Origin of the sequence: Loktanella sp. S4079 (genome assembly GCF_000967725.1) — a bacterium.
Lineage (GTDB): Bacteria > Pseudomonadota > Alphaproteobacteria > Rhodobacterales > Rhodobacteraceae > Yoonia.
Map to the genome: position 1 here is coordinate 1,379,932 of NZ_JXYE01000002.1, position 17,937 is coordinate 1,397,868.

17 protein-coding genes and 1 tRNA gene are annotated in these 17,937 nt (G+C 53.5%); 7 read left to right on the forward strand and 11 right to left on the reverse strand.

Annotated elements, in window-relative coordinates:
• The first annotated feature begins 60 nt into the window (after window positions 1–60).
• The 3 genes from TW80_RS08015 to TW80_RS08025 all read left to right on the forward strand — a co-directional run bounded on the left by TW80_RS08015 (window position 61) and on the right by TW80_RS08025 (window position 2,435).
• A tRNA-Met gene (locus tag TW80_RS08015) sits at window positions 61–137 on the forward strand.
• Between the two features lie 455 nt (window positions 138–592).
• Window positions 593–949, forward strand: coding sequence for a hypothetical protein (locus TW80_RS08020; protein ID WP_045996713.1), 357 nt, complete (start codon window positions 593–595; stop codon window positions 947–949).
• 70 nt (window positions 950–1,019) lie between these two features.
• Window positions 1,020–2,435, forward strand: coding sequence for an FAD-binding oxidoreductase (locus TW80_RS08025; RefSeq protein ID WP_045996714.1), 1,416 nt, complete (start codon window positions 1,020–1,022; stop codon window positions 2,433–2,435).
• A 5-nt stretch (window positions 2,436–2,440) separates the two neighbouring features.
• Here TW80_RS08025 and hemC read toward each other — a convergent pair whose 3' ends face one another.
• Window positions 2,441–3,382: a hydroxymethylbilane synthase gene (gene hemC / locus TW80_RS08030; protein WP_045996715.1), complete on the reverse strand. Its 942-nt coding sequence runs from the start codon at window positions 3,380–3,382 to the stop codon at window positions 2,441–2,443.
• 82 nt (window positions 3,383–3,464) lie between these two features.
• Between hemC and hemE the strand changes: the two genes are divergently transcribed.
• Window positions 3,465–4,499: a uroporphyrinogen decarboxylase gene (gene hemE / locus TW80_RS08035; RefSeq protein WP_045996716.1), complete on the forward strand. Its 1,035-nt coding sequence runs from the start codon at window positions 3,465–3,467 to the stop codon at window positions 4,497–4,499.
• 7 nt (window positions 4,500–4,506) lie between these two features.
• Window positions 4,507–4,869 (forward strand): hypothetical protein, encoded by a 363-nt coding sequence (locus tag TW80_RS08040; RefSeq protein WP_045996717.1) that lies wholly within the window; start codon window positions 4,507–4,509, stop codon window positions 4,867–4,869.
• Here TW80_RS08040 and TW80_RS08045 read toward each other — a convergent pair.
• Together TW80_RS08045 and hemF are read right to left on the reverse strand one after the other, a co-directional pair.
• Window positions 4,856–5,497, reverse strand: a complete 642-nt coding sequence (locus tag TW80_RS08045; protein ID WP_045996718.1) for a LysE family translocator — start codon at window positions 5,495–5,497, stop codon at window positions 4,856–4,858. The genes TW80_RS08040 and TW80_RS08045 overlap by 14 nt on opposite strands.
• Entirely contained in the window at window positions 5,488–6,366 is an 879-nt protein-coding gene (hemF, locus tag TW80_RS08050; protein ID WP_045996719.1) for an oxygen-dependent coproporphyrinogen oxidase, read from the reverse strand. Before hemF ends, TW80_RS08045 begins: the two co-directional genes overlap by 10 nt.
• 105 nt (window positions 6,367–6,471) lie before the next feature.
• Between hemF and TW80_RS08055 the strand changes: the two genes are divergently transcribed.
• Window positions 6,472–6,858: a hypothetical protein gene (locus TW80_RS08055; RefSeq protein WP_045996720.1), complete on the forward strand. Its 387-nt coding sequence runs from the start codon at window positions 6,472–6,474 to the stop codon at window positions 6,856–6,858.
• Here the strand turns inward: TW80_RS08055 and TW80_RS08060 are convergent, their stop codons facing one another.
• From TW80_RS08060 to clpS, 3 genes are read right to left on the reverse strand one after another with little or no spacing between them, the layout of a single operon-like run.
• A complete protein-coding gene (locus tag TW80_RS08060) occupies window positions 6,859–7,662 on the reverse strand; it encodes an SDR family NAD(P)-dependent oxidoreductase (protein WP_045996721.1) in 804 nt (267 codons plus the stop codon).
• Window positions 7,663–7,681: 19 nt separating this feature from the next.
• Window positions 7,682–8,653, reverse strand: a complete 972-nt coding sequence (locus TW80_RS08065) for a methyltransferase (RefSeq protein WP_045996722.1) — start codon at window positions 8,651–8,653, stop codon at window positions 7,682–7,684.
• A 24-nt stretch (window positions 8,654–8,677) separates the two neighbouring features.
• Entirely contained in the window at window positions 8,678–9,022 is a 345-nt protein-coding gene (gene clpS, locus TW80_RS08070) for an ATP-dependent Clp protease adapter ClpS (protein ID WP_045996723.1), read from the reverse strand.
• A 260-nt stretch (window positions 9,023–9,282) separates the two neighbouring features.
• On the opposite strand from clpS, the gene TW80_RS08075 reads away from it, so the two are divergent.
• Window positions 9,283–10,815 (forward strand): D-alanyl-D-alanine carboxypeptidase family protein, encoded by a 1,533-nt coding sequence (locus TW80_RS08075; RefSeq protein WP_045996724.1) that lies wholly within the window; start codon window positions 9,283–9,285, stop codon window positions 10,813–10,815.
• A 356-nt stretch (window positions 10,816–11,171) separates the two neighbouring features.
• Here the strand turns inward: TW80_RS08075 and TW80_RS08080 are convergent, their stop codons facing one another.
• The 5 genes from TW80_RS08080 to TW80_RS08100 form a co-directional block, all read right to left on the reverse strand.
• Window positions 11,172–11,627 carry a hypothetical protein gene (locus tag TW80_RS08080; protein WP_045996725.1) on the reverse strand — a complete coding sequence of 152 codons (456 nt, stop codon included), beginning with the start codon at window positions 11,625–11,627 and terminating at the stop codon, window positions 11,172–11,174.
• A 165-nt stretch (window positions 11,628–11,792) separates the two neighbouring features.
• Window positions 11,793–13,652: an ABC transporter ATP-binding protein gene (locus TW80_RS08085; protein ID WP_084625733.1), complete on the reverse strand. Its 1,860-nt coding sequence runs from the start codon at window positions 13,650–13,652 to the stop codon at window positions 11,793–11,795.
• Window positions 13,649–14,818, reverse strand: coding sequence for an ABC transporter permease (locus TW80_RS08090; protein WP_045996726.1), 1,170 nt, complete (start codon window positions 14,816–14,818; stop codon window positions 13,649–13,651). Before TW80_RS08090 ends, TW80_RS08085 begins: the two co-directional genes overlap by 4 nt.
• On the reverse strand, window positions 14,815–15,894 hold the full coding sequence (locus tag TW80_RS08095; protein ID WP_045996727.1) for a microcin C ABC transporter permease YejB: 1,080 nt from the start codon (window positions 15,892–15,894) through the stop codon (window positions 14,815–14,817). The genes TW80_RS08090 and TW80_RS08095 overlap by 4 nt, the downstream gene beginning before the upstream one ends.
• Window positions 15,895–15,903: 9 nt before the next feature.
• A complete protein-coding gene (locus tag TW80_RS08100) occupies window positions 15,904–17,820 on the reverse strand; it encodes an extracellular solute-binding protein (RefSeq protein ID WP_045996728.1) in 1,917 nt (638 codons plus the stop codon).
• Window positions 17,821–17,937: the final 117 nt, after the last annotated feature.

Sequence of the window (17,937 nt, forward strand, 5' to 3'; positions counted from 1 at the left end):
AACCGCAAAGAATCGGTTTGACACCCTGCCCGCCATTGCTTAATCGGTCCCTCGTGGTTCGGCGCGGTAGCTCAGTTGGTTAGAGCGAACGACTCATAATCGTTAGGTCGGGAGTTCAAATCTCCCCCACGCCACCACCACTCTCCATTAATTCTATTATGATTAATTCAATTCACAGTATTGCTGCGCAATTAAATTATAATTTAATCCGATATTCCGAATTACCTATCCGAATGGATAAGAAAATAGACTGTACTAAAGGGTATATATGAGTGCGGTGAAAAACATGGCAATAATATCATCATGCGGTTGAATGTGGCTGACTGAAATTGCCACTAGGCCAGAAAGCGAGAACCAAATGTTAGATGTTTTGCTAGTTGTACTGTTGTGTGTTGGTGTGGTTGCCGGTTCTCCCGCGCCTAAATTCCGCGGAGAGGCCTTCGCCCAGTTGAAACGAAAGTTTTCGTGACACTGCGCGAAGGCTGATCGCCCTTAAGTTTAAACGTTCAAAAATACTCACCTTTAAGTTTACCTCCAGAACTCTCCGGACTATACTGAGTACGTAACTCGTTTATTTGTTCCGGAATCGCATATGCATTTTGTTTCCCATACTGTGTGTTCTCTTGCGGGATTAATCCTTAGCGCCATTGGTTTCATCGGCCTCAATGACATCCCCGCCTCCCCTATAGAATCACTGACAATCCTGCTTGAACCATTAGGTTACGGGCCAACTTTTGACGCATATTATCATCGAGCGCTCATTCTGCTTGGTATTTGGCTGGTTGCCTACATCTGGACGCGTGCAGCATCCGGGATCGCGCTGATCTTGGTGCTTTTGAAAATCGTTGTGCTCAACGGCTGGGCCTACAATGCCATGATTTTTGGATTGGGCCTCATTGTGATGATTCTACTTGCCACCGTGCGAAACTCCGAAAACGTAAACAACTGATCGTACTCTGACCTTTTACTGCCTCACAATTGCGGCTAGCAATGCTGTCGAGGAACCGAGGGAGAGTTTTATGGGCATTTGCAGCGATATCGCAAAGATTATTGGCGAAGATCGGGTACTTACGGGCGCGGACGCAGCCCCCTACGCAACGGATTGGACAGGCCAATACAAAGGTGCACCGATCGCTGTATTGCGCCCCGGTTCTACTGAAGAAATCTCACAAATCATGAAGCTTGCCCATGCGTCTGGCACACCAGTTGTTCCGGTTTCTGGGCATACGGGCCTGACAGGGGCGACGCTTGCGACTGACGCGCTGGTGCTCTCGGTTGATCGGTTGAATACGATTCACGACATTGACGTCGCAGGGCGCACCGCAACCGTCGGGGCAGGTGTAATTTTGTCGAACTTGCATGACGCAGCCGACGCACATGACCTGATCTTTCCGCTCACCTTTGGTGCCCGAGGGTCTGCGATGATCGGTGGGGTTCTATCCACCAATGCGGGCGGATCGAATGTGCTGCGCTACGGAAACACCCGCGATCTTTGCCTTGGCCTAGAGGTGGTGATGGCGGACGGACGCATCATGAATCTTATGAGCGCGCTGCACAAAGATAATTCAGGGCTAAATCTGCGGCATTTGATGATTGGTGCCGAGGGCACTCTTGGCATCATTACCGCCGCAATAATGAAGCTAAAGCCCAAGCCACGCGCCTATGCGACTGCTATGATCGCAGTGCCAACTTTGGACGATGCCTTGGGGCTACTGCATACGATGCAAGACAGCACAGGCGGCGCGGTTGAGGCGTTTGAATATATGCCGCGCAATTATATCGACCGCCACATCGCAATCATGGATGACGCAAAGCCACCCTTTGAAGACAGCTATGACGTCAATATCCTGATCGAAGTCGGCGCGACCGCCGAACGGGATGCCACGCCAAATGCAGACGGTGAGGTTCCTGTCGTAGCCCATCTCGAACAGATACTCGGTGAAATGCTCGAAGATGGTCGCGTCTTGGATGCCGTTATCGCACAGAATGAAACGCAACGCGCCGAGATGTGGCGCCGCCGCGAAGAAGCAGGCGAGATTCTGGTTAAAGGTGATCCCTTTGTGAACACGGATATTGCAGTTCCGCTGGATAAGGTCGGTACATTCGAGCGCGAAATCACGCCCCGCCTCAAGGCAATTGATCCTGACTGTGTCGAGGTTATCGTGTCCCATCTGGGCGATGGGAACATTCACCACACAACCTTTGTCAGCCGCAATGATCCGGACGCCATGAAAGCCATGGTCGAAGCTGTCGAAGACGTGGTTCAAGAACTCGGCGGATCGTTCAGCGCAGAGCACGGCGTCGGCATATCCAAACTGGATACGATGCGTCGCCGCAAAGATCCCGTCGCATTGGACGCGATGCGCGCGATCAAGGCAGCGCTTGACCCCAAAGGGATTTTAAACCCTGGCAAGGTCATCCCACCTGCAAGTTAGGTCAATCAGGTCTTGAAGAAATCCGGCCCTGCCCGCGACAGCAGGCGCAGGGCCATTGCGTTCCCCATCTCTGGCCCGGATTGAACTGGACCCGTCACATCATCCGTCAGGACGCGTGAGCCATCTTCGCTCAGGATTTCGCCACGTAGACGCAAGGTATCGCCATCAAGCTCTGCAAGCGCGCCAATTGGCGTCTCGCAAGATCCATCCAGCCGCGCCAGAAACGCCCGCTCTGCTGTAATCCTATGTCCGGTTGGAATATCGTGAATAGCCGCGAGCATTTTTTCCGCGCGATCATCACCGATGCGCCGTTCGATGCCAATCGCACCTTGGGCAACAGCGGGTAACATCTCATCCGGGGAAATGGATGTGTAGGGCACGTCATCCATATGCAAACGGCGCAACCCAGCCGTCGCAAGAAAGGTCGCGTCTGCGACGCCGTCAGCGAGTTTCTTTAATCGTGTTTGCACGTTGCCACGAAACTCGACCACCTTAAGCGCCGGGAACCGCGCAGCCAGCTGTGCACGACGCCGCGTTGATGATGTCCCAACAACTGCGCCATCCGGCAAATCTGTCAGCGCGTTATACTTCAACGACACAAAGGCATCGCGCACGTCTTCGCGCGGCAAAAATGTATCCATGACCAAACCATCAGGTTGGGCAACCGGCATGTCTTTGGTCGAATGGACAGCAATGTCGATGGAACCGTCCAACAGCGCCTCTTCGATTTCGCGGGTGAACAGCCCCTTACCGTCGATTTCGCGCAGCGGCTTATCCTGAATTTGGTCGCCCGTGACCTTAATCACACAAATCTCAAACGCATCTTGCGGTAAATCAAACGCAGCCATCAGCCGATCACGGGTTTCATGTGCTTGGGCCAAGGCCAGCGGCGAACCACGGGTTCCGATCTTAAAACTACGGGCGGGTGTGGGCATATCGAATGTCATGCCTAGTCTGTTAGCGACCGTGATCTCGCTTGACAATAAGCCAAGCAATTGGGACCACCGTTGAAATGAAAAGGAAGACCCTATGACGCAGCAAAAAACCATCCTTCGGGCTCTCGCAGGCGAGACACTGCCCACCCCGCCGATTTGGATGATGCGTCAGGCGGGTCGTTACCTTCCCGAATACAAGGCAACGCGCGCGCAGGCAGGCGACTTTTTGTCGCTCTGCTATAACCCGGAATTGGCGGCCGAGGTCACGTTGCAACCCATCCGTCGATACGGGTTCGACGCCGCTATTTTGTTTGCGGACATCCTCTTACTCCCGCAGGCGCTGGGTGCTGATCTGTGGTTCGTAACGGGTGAGGGCCCCCGCCTATCTACAATCACGGATGCAAATGGCCTCGCGCAACTCAAGCCGATCGAAGCAATTCATGAGACGCTGAACCCCGTCTATGAGACAGTCAAAATCCTGTCGCAAGAACTGCCAAAGGAAACGACGTTGATCGGCTTTGCCGGTGCGCCATGGACTGTTGCGACCTATATGATTGCAGGCAAAGGCACCCCTGACCAAGGCCCTGCACACGCGCTCAAGGCTGAAAACCGTGCTGTATTCGCAGGCATCATTGACCGCCTGACCGAAGGCACAATCGCCTATCTGTCCAAACAGATCGAGGCAGGCGCCGAGGTCGTAAAGCTGTTTGATAGCTGGGCAGGATCACTACAAGGTGACGATTTCGCTGATTTCTCGATCAAGCCAATGCAAAAAATCACGGCAGCCATCAAAGAAAAACATCCTGAAATTCCGGTCATCGCATTTCCACGTGGAGCCGGTGAAAAATACGCCGGCGTCCACGCCGCAACGGGTGCCGATTGTGTTGCTCTTGACGATGGGGTCGATGCGGCTTGGGCTGCGGAGCATGTCCAAATTGACGGATGCGTTCAGGGCAACCTGAAATCATCACATATGGTGACTGGCGGTCAGGATCTGATTGATGAAACCCGCCGCATCTGCGATGCCTTTAGCAAGGGGCCGCATATCTTTAACCTTGGGCATGGGATTACGCCGGACGCGAACCCGGATAATGTCCAACTGATGATCGACACAGTACGCGGTGGCTAGGCTGCAAATGCCTCTGACGCTGCGCGTGATATTTCACGGGATACGCAGCGCTTGGGTTGGCCTGATGATCATGGTCATCGGCTGGATCGGATTTGTGCCAGCGACACCAGTGGAACGATCAGCGCTTCGTTCGCCTATCGGCGTTGAACGGCCAGCGGGGCTGATACCCATGCGGATTGCGCGCGCGATGGTGCATTTCGCCCCTGATCGCGCTGCCCGCCTTTTGAGCGAGGCAAGTGATGGCGAAATATCACCCGAACTGGCAGGCATGATGCTGCGCCAAATCGCCAAGGGAAACCCAGCCGATCAAACCGATACTACGATCAACAATCGCGGGATCAACGGCCCTAAATTTATCACGGTTGACTAAGGGTCGTTGACCAGCCGAACCACAGTGCAACCCCGACCAGCGCAAGCGCTAAGGCACGCCGAATAAATGTGCTGCGCTTTGGGTCCTCAAGCAGAACCTGAGCAGTCCCCGCCAAACCGACAATGAGCGCGTGAATAATCGTCGCAACCGCGACAAACACCGCCGAAAGGGCAAGCGTCTGAGGAACCACCGGCAAAGCCGGATCAACAAAACTCGGCAGGATCGCAACATAGAAAACGGCAGCCTTTGGGTTCAAAAGGTTCGTGATCAACCCACGTCGAAAGTAAGTGCGCGCTGCAATTCCATGGGCGACCTGCTGCACAGGCTCATCCGCGTCACGCCACGCATCCCACGCCAGCCAAAGCATATATCCCACGCCACCAAAACGAAGCGCCTGATAAAACACAGGTGACGCATTGATCAACGCGGCCAACCCCAAAGCGGCCGCAATCCCTACCAATGCAAGGCCAAGTGCGACGCCTGCCACGGCAGCAAACCCCAGTCTGCGCCCTTGGCTCGCGGCAACCACCGCGAGATAGACCATATTTGGACCGGGGGTTAATTCGATCAGCATCGCCGTGCCCGCAAAGGCCATCAGCACAGAGATATCGATCCCTGCTAGGCCCATTTCGCCAATGGGGGCAGGCTCATGAGGACGGCGTTCGCATCATGACCTGTCGCCAGTCCAAACTTGGTCCCGCGATCATAGACAAGGTTATATTCCGCGTACAAACCGCGATGGATCAGCTGGATGTCCTTTTCGGCCTCGCCCCATGCCATTTCGCGACGGCGGTCAACCAACGGCAGGTACGCTGGCAAAAACGCGCGGCCGATATCTTGGGTCAGGGCAAAGTCGGCTTCCCAATCTCCGGTGCAACGGTCATCCATAAAAATTCCACCAACACCGCGGGCGCGATTACGGTGTGGAATATAGAAATATTCGTCCGCCCACTTCTTGAGCTGCAGGTAGAGATCGGCGCCATGCGGGTCGAGGTGTTCTTTTTGCACGGCATGAAAATGCTCGGTGTCATCGTCGTATTCGATGCAAGGATTCAAATCAGAGCCACCACCAAACCACCACGCATGTGGCGTCCAGAACATGCGTGTATTCATATGAACCGCTGGCGCATGCGGGTTCTGCATATGCGCGACAAGCGAAATACCAGATGCCCAAAACCGCGGGTCTTGATCCATGCCCGGTACACCACGCGCAGCCATAGATTTTTGCGCCGCTTGGCCAAGTTCGCCGTAGACTGTAGATACATTCACGCCCACTTTTTCAAAGACGCGGCCGCCACGCATGACAGACATCAGGCCACCCCCTGCGTCTTCGCCAGTTTCTGATGCGCGCTTGGTTTCTGTCACTTCAAATCGGCCCGCGGGCGCGTCGCTGGGCTGGCGATCTTCTAATGCTTCAAAGGCTGCAACGATCTGATCGCGTAATGTGCGAAACCAAGCCGATGCTTTGCTTTTTTCCGCTTCAAATCCGTTTGACATAACAGCCCCTTTTGCACTGTGATATTGAATAACACTCTATGTTAGGTTCTTTGCAGGATATCAATCTGCTAACGATGATCTAGATCAAGTCCCGGAGAATTACCTATGCGCCCCGCCCTTATTCTGCTGCCAATCATTGCGCTGACTGCCTGCGCAACCCCACGAGAGCAATGTATTAGTGATGCTAATCAGGACCTCTATGTCCTGCGGGCGTTGATCAATGAGGCGCGCGGCAATTTGGCGCGTGGCTATGCATTGGCAGAGACAACAGACGTCCGCACGCTGACAAAAATGTGCCGTGGCGAAAACAAGGAAGGCGAAACATTCCGCTTCCCGTGTAACGAAACCGAAACATATACATCGACACGCCCGGTTGCCATCGACCTTGATGCCGAACAAACCAAGCTAGAACAGTTAGAACGGCGCCTTGTCCAGGCGCAGGCAAATTCCGATCAAATGGTCGCGCAATGTATCGCGATACACCCGGAATAATTAGTGACAGGCCACCGATGCCGGATCCAATAGGGTCCGGCCACCGTCCACTGTAATCACCTGCCCGGTTACAAAGCTGGACGCATCTGACGACAGATATTGCACAGCGTCTGATACCTCGCCCGGATTCGCGATACGGTGCAGCGGCGTGCTGCCCACGATGGCTTCGCGGTCTGCCTCGCAGCCTTTCAACGATCCCTTCAAACTCGCGCTCATGACGCTGCCAAAGGCCACGGCATTTACGCGAATGCCATTGGGCGCAAGGGCCACAGCCAACGACCGTGTCATCTGCTCAAGCGCGGCAGAGCTGACCGAGTAACCCAGCAAATCAGGATGTGTGCGTCGCGCGGCAATTGAACTGATATTCACGATCGACCCTACATGGCCAGCCGGTTCATCACCGGCCTGCTTGATCATACGGCGCGCGACGGCTTGGCTAACCCGCAGGGCTGTCATCGTATTTTGCTGAAGCAGTTCTTCGACACTGTTATCGTCGGGATCAAGTGGATCAGTCTGGAGCACTTGCCGTGAGGCGTTGACCAAAATGTCGACCCGTTCAAAGGCGTCAATTGTTGCCGATAGCAAATTTGCGATCGTCAGTTTTTTGCGTAGATCACCGGCAAATGTCAGAACGTTTTGCTCTTTGTCAGCGGCTTCACCTACTTCATGGCAAAGCGCCTTTTCATCCATATCAGCAAAGACGACATTCGCGCCTTCGCGCACAAAGTGACGCCCAATCGCGAGGCCAACACCGTTGGCCGCACCGGTAACAATGGCGGTCTTGCCAGAAATCGAAAATGACATCGTGTTACTCCTTCGCCAATTACCGCTTGGGACGGTTGGCATGAAAAACCTTGAACGCACCATTCCCGCCAATCGTGTCCACATTACGGAAACATTCGGACAAGGTGGTTTCATAAGGAAGATGCCGGTTCGCAACCATCCAGAGTTTTCCGCTTGGGGTTAACATTCGAGCAGCAGATTGAATGAATGCCCGCCCCAAGGACGGATCAGAAGCACGCCCTGTGTGGAACGGCGGGTTCATCACAATGCCGTCAAAGGATGCTTCGGGCTGAAACTGGGTTGCGTCAGCCCAATGGAAACGCACGCGTGGGTCTGAAACGTTTTGCTTTGCACATGTCAGCGACAGCGCCTCTGCTTCAATCAGATCAAGAGACTGAACATTCTCACGCTCAAGAACCGGTGCCGCCAGATAGCCCCAGCCAGCGCCGAGGTCTGCCGTACGGGCAGGCAGTTTATCAGGAAGCGCATCAACCAATAGCGCAGACCCCGCATCAACGGCCCCGTCCGAAAATACGCCAGCTGTGGTGACATAGCCGTGCGCGCCTTTGCTTGGCGCTGGGGCTGCCCAATCCGCAAATGCGTCGGTCGCGTCAAACCAAAAAATGCGGCCATGTCCTTTGGTCACCGACGGCAATGTCCCTAACCGCTTGCGGCATTCCTTGAAAACGCTATCGACACCATCCGTTTTTTGGCCGTCCACAATTACCACATCAGCCATGGCACAAGCCTGCGCAACCATGGCCCGCGCCAAAGCTTTGGCACGCGGCACAACGACAATTGCGACGGCAGCTTTGCTCGGTTCTTGGGACACTGGATATCCGGCGTTTTTCCAAGCGACGTAATCGGGATAGAACCCATGCACGATACGCAGCTGCTCGCGCGGTAATCCGGCAATATCATAGGTGGCAGACGGGCGATAAATCGCGATTTCACCTTCGGGCAACACAAGAAGGCCGTCATCAAGAGCGGTGCTTAAGCGAGACTGTGACATGTTTTTGCGAATAACGACGCGGCGCTATTCTTTCTCCATCGTGCATTGTAGCGGGTGCTGATGACGCTGAGCAAAATCCATCACCTGCGCAACCTTGGTTTCTGCAATCTCATGGCTAAAGACACCAACAACTGCAACACCCTTTTTATGCACCGTCAGCATCAGCTCAAACGCTTGCGCGTGGGACAAACCAAAGAAACGTTCCAACACAAGCACAACGAATTCCATCGGCGTGAAATCGTCGTTCAGGATCATGACTTTGTACATTGGGGGGCGTTTGGTCTTGGGCTTTGTCTCAAGCGCAACCCCGAGGTCGCCGCCATCGTCGTCGCCCTTTTTATCTGCCATCATGTGTAAATCAGCCAACATCGCTCTGCCCAGTTTGGTGAACCCCATATATAAGACACTGATCTCGTCTGAAAACCCCTGTGTTGCGAACGAAATTCAGCCATTTAGCGCAGGCCCAAATTTGCGGCACAACATGTGCGATTTTGTGCTTTATGATCACAATAAAAGTCTTTGAAAATAGGGTATTTTCCGAAAAGCGAAGTTATGTTAGCCTTTGCTCATAATAATAAGGTCACCGGAAAATTCGGGACCAGAGGCAGTAAATATAAGAGGCAAGCGACGTGGCAAGTCGTCCGGGACAATTGGCCCTTAATGGGCTGTATCTATTCGCATTTTTGATCGTAACTTTGCTTGCGCCTATACGCGCAGCTGCTGCACCCTATGCAGCAATGGTGATGGACGCCCGCACGGGAGAAGTGCTGCATTCACGTAATGCTGACACGCGGTTACACCCTGCATCATTGACGAAAATGATGACGCTCTACATTGCATTTCAGGCCATTGAGCGCGGTGAAATCACACTTGATACCGAAGTACGCATTAGCCGGAACGCAGCCTCTGAACCTCCTTCAAAACTTGGTGTTCGTGCAGGGCAAACGATCCGCCTGCGGTATTTGCTGCGTGCAGCGGCTGTCAAATCGGCCAATGACGCGGCCACCGCCATTGGCGAAGCGATTTCCGGCTCCGAAGAAGCGTTTGCCACACGCATGAATCGGACCGCCCGCGCAATGGGTATGCGCAACACGACATTCCACAACGCGCATGGTTTGACACAATCCGGGCACCTTTCGACAGCACGTGATATGTCCGTGCTGGGTCGCCACGTGATCTATGATTTTCCACAATACTATAACCTTTTTTCGCGCCGGACGGCCGATGCGGGCATTGCCACTGTCCGCCACACGAATCGCCGTTGGCTTGATGCCTACGAAGGCGGTGACGGCATCAAAACGGGTTACACACGCGCCGCAGGGTTTAACCTTGTGGCCTCTGCTCAGCGCGGACAGGAACGTATCATCGTTACGGTGTTCGGCGGATCATCGACGACTGCGCGCAATGCACGTGTGACGGAACTGATGGATATGGGCTTTAACCGTGCCCCATCGCGCGCAACGATCCGTCGGCCCAATCCACCGGCGGCAATGCTCACCAGTGCGCCAGCAACGCAAAGCCGTTCGACCCAGCGCCGTTCCGGCTTGGTCAGCCGTAGCTTGCGCCCCGTCGCACGACCATTGCCAACAGCACCTGTCGCCGAGATCCTCGTCGCCGCAGCCGAGGAACCCGCCGTAGATAACGTATTGAACGACGCCATCAATGCGGCCTTGGTCGAAGCAATGGCCGAACCGGAAGTCGCGCCGGAAACCGTTGTCGTAGAAGCCCCCGCTGAAACCGCGCTGCAACCAACCACCTCAACATTGATCGCACGCGATACCCCGGCAGTGACACCGCATCTCCGCCCGGCAAGCCTGCAAACCACAACAGTTGCAGCCGTAGAAGCGCCCGCAACTGCGCCACCTGCCGCTGTTGTTGCCGATGCAGGCCCAGAGGTGGTCACTCGCATTTCAACCTCAGGCGGTCGCCACTGGGGCGTAAACGTCGGCCGCTACAACAGCCGCTATGATGCCGAACGCGTCTTGCTGCGGGTCGCCTTGAATGAAATGAGCACACTCGACGGCGCACTCCGCCGCGTTGTGCAACGTTCGGGTGGTTTTGACGCAAATTTCATGGGCCTCAGCCGCGAAGGCGCCGACCTCGCCTGCCGCCGCCTACAAGCACGCGGCACGACATGCTTCATGATTGGATCTGAAGGTTAACGTCGATTTCACCCTCCACACATGCCAAAACATGTGGAAGGAGCAAAGGCCGCTTAGAGCCCGAAATGACAAATGCTACGCTACGCACATATGACTACAAGGTGCGAAAAGCTGAGGTTAGAGTAAGCGTTTGGCTAACTTTCTCTAACGGAAGCGCCAAGGCTTGGCTAAGTGTCCACTAACGATGGTGGACACTTATGCGCGCTCCATTCGCATTAGTAAGAAGCGGTTTTGGTCTGATGACGCGAAGCTCGATATTTGCGACCAAGCGCGGATTGAAGGTGTTTCGGTAGCGTAGCATCGTGGTGTGAATGGGAACCTGATGCCACGACAAAATCAACAGCCCCCGGCTTTAATTAGGCTAGGTTTTCGGCGGATAGCCAATTCTCCCAGTAAGTTTTCCAGAGTGGCCAAGCCAACTTTACCGGGTAGCCCATACTACCCAGCGCATTGTGTAACCGTTCTAGGTTGTACTCCATGTCGACAACGGGCCGCTCGCTACTAAGTACCTGAGGGATGTTGAGCAGTAGCACTTCGACTCGACGGCACTGCAACTCTGAATCACCGAAGTTCTGAATATTTTCAGGCCGATGAAGAATACGGCTATGGCCTTCGATGCGATCAGTATAGTTCCAATCGCTCCTTCCCTGGTGAAGTGTATTCTTAATTAGGTCGAACGCATTCGGAAACCCGCACGCAAGATGAATATCAAGCAACGCTTCAAGCTCTACAGCGTGACGCAACCAATGCGCCACAGATCGTTCAAGTGATTTTGCATCTAGCCGTTTTCTAGTCGATTTGCTGTAATCCATAGTTCTCCAATACCATTCTCGCTCAGCTTTAGAACTTCCAAAATCTTATCATGGGCCAAACGTATATGGGCCTGTCGCTAAGCGCTAAAACCGGCCATTGGAAGAGATAGGATCAATGACTGCAGAGTCCGCGTAGCAGACATTAACGCTTCAGAATTGACACTTTCAAACAACCTTTCCCTCAAACGCTGCGGCCATCAGAGCGCGTGTGTAATCGGTTTGCGGTGCATCGAAAATCGCGTCTGCGTCTCCTGCCTCAACGACATCGCCTTGCTTCATGACCATAACCTTGTGGGATAGCGCCCGCACGACTTTTAGGTCGTGGCTGATAAACAGATAGGCCAGTCCATATTTTTGCTGCAGGTCACGCAATAGCTGTACGATCTGCACCTGAACGGTCATATCCAATGCACTGGTTGGCTCATCAAGAACGACGAATTTCGGACGCAGGATCATCGCCCGAGCGATCGCGATCCGCTGTCGTTGCCCGCCAGAAAATTCATGTGGGTAGCGGTCCATCGTATCCGGATCGAGCCCCACTTCTTGCATGATTTCCCTGACCATCTCTCGTCGATTGCGCCCAGGTTCGACCCCATGCACGCCCAGACCTTCGGCGATGATTTCCGCGACAGTCATACGCGGGCTTAGCGAGCCATAGGGATCTTGGAACACGATCTGCATTTCGCTACGCAGCGGGCGCATCTGCTTGGCCGATAGCGTTTCGATCTGTTGTCCCAGATAGGCGATTTTCCCTTCGGAGCTGATTAACCGCATCACTGCTAATGCAAGGGTGGTTTTGCCTGATCCGCTTTCGCCGACGACGCCAAGCGTCTCGCCCGCGCGGATTTCAAGCGAGGCTTCGTTGACAGCCTTGACATGACCGACTGTCCGCTTGAGCAAACCGGCGTGAATAGGAAACCAAATGCGCGATTTGTCGGTGCGCAAGACCACGGGCGCGTCTGGCGCAACAGGCACAGGCAGACCAGTCGATTCTGCCGCCAAGAGCATCTGGGTATAAGGGTGTTGCGGGTTGGCGAATATCTCGTTGGTTAGACCAGTCTCGACAATCTCACCGTTTTTCATAACACAGACACGATCCGCGATCTTGCGAACGATCGTGAGATCATGGGTGATGAATAGCATCGACATGCCTTCATCGCGCTTAAGTTCCGCGAGCAATTCCAGAATCTGCGCCTGAATGGTAACGTCGAGCGCGGTTGTCGGCTCATCTGCAATGAGTAGTTCAGGACGATTGGCCAGTGCCATCGCGATCATGACCCGCTGGCGCTGCCCACCTGATAATTGGTGTGGATATGAGCCAAGACGCTTTTCGGGCTCATGGATGCCTACACGCCTTAATAGGTCAATTACATGTGCACCGACCGGATCAGTTAGCTTTATCGCATCGTGATCCACAATCGTTTCTTCATTCCGCTGTTTAAGTTTCCCTCCCCACCAATAGCCAAAGGCAGTGAACAAAACAAAGCAGCACAGCCACGCAAACAGAAATGAACCGAGTACTGACATTGCCTTTAGAACCAAAAGAATTGTCGGCGGGAAAATCGACATGCTACCAGCTACAAACGCCATTTTGGCTGGCGTCCAGTTATGCCTTCTGGCGATTGCCGTGCTTCTCTTTTGCCCCACACGACGAAGCAAGTGTCCTTGATGTAATTCAATCGACTCGCGAAGCTGCTTCTCAATCGTGTGCAGCGGGTTGAGCGAGGTCATCGGCTCTTGGAAGATAAAGCTGATGTCGTTGCCACGTACACGGCGCAAGGTCCGCTCGTCCGCGCCGACCATTTCTTCGCCATTGTATTTTATGGACCCGGCCATCACGGCGCTATCGTCCAGCAATTGCACGCTAGACAAAGCGGTCACGGATTTACCTGAACCCGATTCCCCCACCAATGCAACGGTCTCACCCTTTTGGACCTGAAAGGACACACCGCGCACCGCATGAGTAACACTGCCATCCTGACGAAAGCCCACGCGCAGATCGCGCACATCCAAAACAGTGGTCATTCCCCTGCCCCGTCTACATTGCCAAAGGACAGCTCTGCCGTATCAACCAGACCGTCAGCCACAAAGGTTTTACGTGGATCAAAGGCGTCACGCACACCTTCAAAGATGAAAACAAGCAGTGACAGCATGATCGCAAAGGTAAAGAAAGCTGTGAAGCCCAGCCACGGCGCCTGTAGGTTCTGTTTGGCCTGCAAAGTCAGCTCACCCAAGGAAGGCGCCGACGACGGCAATCCAAACCCCAGAAAATCGAGCGACGCGAGCGTTGCGATCGCCCCGGTCACAAGGAAGGGCAGCATTGTTACTGTCGCGACCATTGCATTGGGCAGCATGTGTCGGAACATGATGGTGCGATCTTTCACACCCAGCGCCTTAGCCGCGCGAACATATTCAAGGTTCCGTGCACGCAAGAACTCTGCCCGCACGACACCCACAAGCGCAGGCCATCCGAAGAGCACAGTCAAAAACACAAGGAGCCAGAAACTTCGTCCTAAAATCGCGAAGACGATAATGATCACGTAGAGCGATGGGGTTCCTGTCCATATCTCGATGAAACGTTGAAATATCAGGTCAGTCCAGCCACCAAAATACCCCTGAACAGCGCCCGCGACGATACCAATCAGCGATGAGGCAATGGTCACAATCAGGGCAAAAGCAATCGAAAGCCGGAAACCATAAATCACGCGCGCCACAACATCGCGTTTGGTGTCGTCCGTGCCCAACCAGTTGTCAGCGCTTGGCTTAGCTGGGGCGACGCCTTTGACGTCAACGATTGTGTTGTAAGAATAAGGGATCAGAGGCCAGATCACCCAACCCTTAGAAAAATCACCGTCGAGGGTTTCGCCGGCATCCACTGCTGCGATCAATCCGTCTGGATCGTCAAAACAGTCTTCTAATCCGCCTGTCACGATCAGGCATTCGACCTCGGCGTCCTTATAGACTGCCTCGGTTGGGAAATCGCCGCCGAAATCACGCTCTGAATAGAAGTGAAAGATCGGCATCCGAATGTCACCGCGATAGTTCACGGCGATGGGTTTATCGTTGGCGATGAATTCTGCCATCAATGACAGCCCAAACAGCACACCGAAAATGATCAACGACCAGACAGCGCGGCGGTTCCGTTTAAAGTTGCGCCAACGGCGTTGGTTAAGAGGTGACAATAGCTTCATCCGCGTGCCTCAAAGTTAATGCGCGGATCAATGAATACATAGGTCAGATCAGTAATAATCCCGATCACCAAACCAATCAGCGAAAATGCAAACAACGTACCAAAGACAACCGGGTAATCACGGGCAACGGCTGCCTCGAACCCAAGGCGACCCAGACCATCAAGCGAGAACAGCGTTTCAATGATCAGCGACCCGCCAAAGAACACCCCAACAAATAGCGCCGGAAAGCCAGAAATCACGATCAGCATCGCATTTCTAAAAATATGCCCATAAAGCACACGCCCCTCGGACAAACCTTTGGCCTTGGCGGTGATGACATATTGTTTTTTGATTTCGTCCAAGAAACTGTTTTTGGTAAGCAGCGTCAGCGTCGCAAAAGCAGAGATCGTCGAGGCAAGCACCGGCAGCGTGATGTGCCAGAAATAGTCCAGAACTTTGCCAATCAACGATAGTTGGTCGAAATCAGACGACGTCAGCCCCCGCAATGGGAAGAACCGCCAATAAGAGCCACCAGCAAACAAAACGATCAGCAAAATCGCGAATAAGAATCCGGGGATCGCATAACCCACAATAATTGCACCAGAGGTCCAAGTATCGAACGCAGATCCATCCCTTACGGCTTTTTTGATGCCGAGCGGGATCGAAACGAAATAGGCAATCAACGTCGACCAAAGCCCAAGAGTGATCGACACAGGCATTTTTTCCATCACCAGATCAAACACGCTGATTGACCTAAAATAGCTCTCGCCAAAGTCAAAGCGCATGTAGTTCCACATCATGTTCAAGAACCGTTCGAGCGGCGGCTTATCAAAGCCAAACTCGCGTTCTAATTCGGCGATGAATTCGGGAGGCAGACCACGACCACCAATATAATCGCTCTCGGTTTCACTGCCAAAGGACGCGTCCCCGCCCCCACCAGAAATGCCTTCGAAGACGTCACCGTTTCCTTCGAGATTGGCAAGGATTTGTTCAATCGGTCCACCGGGGACAAATTGGATGAGTGCAAAGTTAATGATCATGATCCCCAACAATGTGGGGATCACCAGCAAGAGCCGTCGAAGGATATAAGCGCCCATATCAGTTCTTTATTGAAACGCGCCAGCAGCCGCCAAGGCGTCAGCCTTGTCTTGATTAATCCACCAATAGTCTAGGTAGCCCAACCCAAATTCAGGCAAGTTATCCGGGTATTCATACATATCGTAATAGGCGACCCAGTTTTTACCCAGATACCAGACCGGAACGATGAAGTACTCATACCGCATGACGCGATCAATAGCGCGGACAGCCGCAGCCATTTCATCGTAATCTTCTGCGGCTGTGACCAGTTTTGCCAATTCATCCACCGCCTGCGAACAATAGCCTGCTGGATTGAACACGTCATCTTTGTTGTCGCAGCCGTATCGCTGCCGGATGCCGCGGCCCTCTTGCAGACCGTTCACGTAGTATCCAAAGATGATATCGAAATCATTTTCCTGCGTACGCGCCTGATATTGCGAAGGATCAACGCGGTTGTATGTGATGTTCACGCCCAATCGCTGTAGGTTCTCAATGTATGGGGTGATAACGCGGTCAAAGCTCTGCCGTGTTTCCAGAAATTCGATATCCAGCGTATTTCCATTGGCGTCATGCAGCAGACCGTCATCGCCAATTGTATATCCTGCGGCCTCCATCAACACGAGAGCTTGGCGCATATTACCGCGATCCAATGCCCGCTCTCCGCTTTCATGCGGCAAGAGCGCCTCTTCGGTGAAGATCTCGGTGGGGAGATATTCACGCACGCTTTCGAGCATTTCAAGTTCGCGCCCTTCGGGAAGACCGGCCGCCTTAAGCCGGTCATTCTCCCAGAAACTTTCACGCTGCTGGAACAGCCCGTATTGCAGGTTTTCATTTGTCCAAGAGAAATTGAACATCAACCCCAAGGCGCGACGCACGTTCCGATCTTGGAACTTTTCGCGACGCAGGTTGAAAACAAAGCCAGTTGCGGCAGGCAATGTGCCATCATCCAACGTGTCGCGGACAACCCATTCTTTCTCAATAGCTGGGAAATCATATGACGTCGCCCAGTTCAAAGAACTGTTTTCGCGGCGAAATGTGAATTCACCTGCTTTGAACGCCTCGAACGCGGCGGATGTATCGGCGAAATATTCGACGCGAATCGAATCGTAATTGCCCCGCCCCACATTGATCGGCATGTCAGCGCCCCAGTAATCAGGATTGCGCGTATAAATCAGTTGCCGTCCCGGCTCAATCGAGCCGATCATATATTCGCCCGTTCCGGGCGACGTCTCCATCCGCGCTTCATCCAGACGCGCGCCAGTTTCTTCGAACCATGCCTTTGACATGACGATCTGCGCGCCCATTTGCGAAACGCGGCCCCGTTCTGGCGCATCCGCGCTAAACGAAAATTTAACCGTGTAGTCGTCCAAAGCTTCGTATTTTTCGACCAACTGAGAAATCGCCGTACGATACGAAGGGGTCGCTTGTTCACGCAGCAATTCATGCGTGAAAATCACATCATGTGCCGTCATCGGCGTGCCATCAGAAAATGTCACATCATCGCGCAGATGGAAAATGACCCATGACTGGTCTTCTGGATATTCAATCGTTGTGCACAAAAGGCAGTAGTCTGAACCGACCTCGTCATCTGTTGAAGTCATCAAGCGTTCATACATCATCGAAGACATTAACCCAGGCGTACCACTAAGCGTGGCAAATGGGTTCATGTTATCAAAGGTGCCGCTGGTGGAAATGCTGACCTCGCCACCAATAGGGGCCTCAGGGTTCACATAGTCGAGGTGGGTGAAATCAGCGCTATATTTGAGTTCACCGTATTCATTGTAACCGTGACTTTGAATGACGCCTTCATGTGATTCTGCGTCGACCACCCCCGCCGCAAACAACGCACCGACCGCAACCAAAGAACCTGAAACCCAACGCCACGCCCGGCCCGCATTGTCTTGGCGCGCCAATGAAATTGCGCGAGCATTCGGTCGATTTAACATTTTGGTCTCCGGTCACAGACATAAAGTTACCGGTAAGGCTACGTGACAGACGCTCTTAAGTTCAAGTTGAGAATGCATCCTCACGCGAAGTTCACGCGAATTTGGACAACAAAAAAG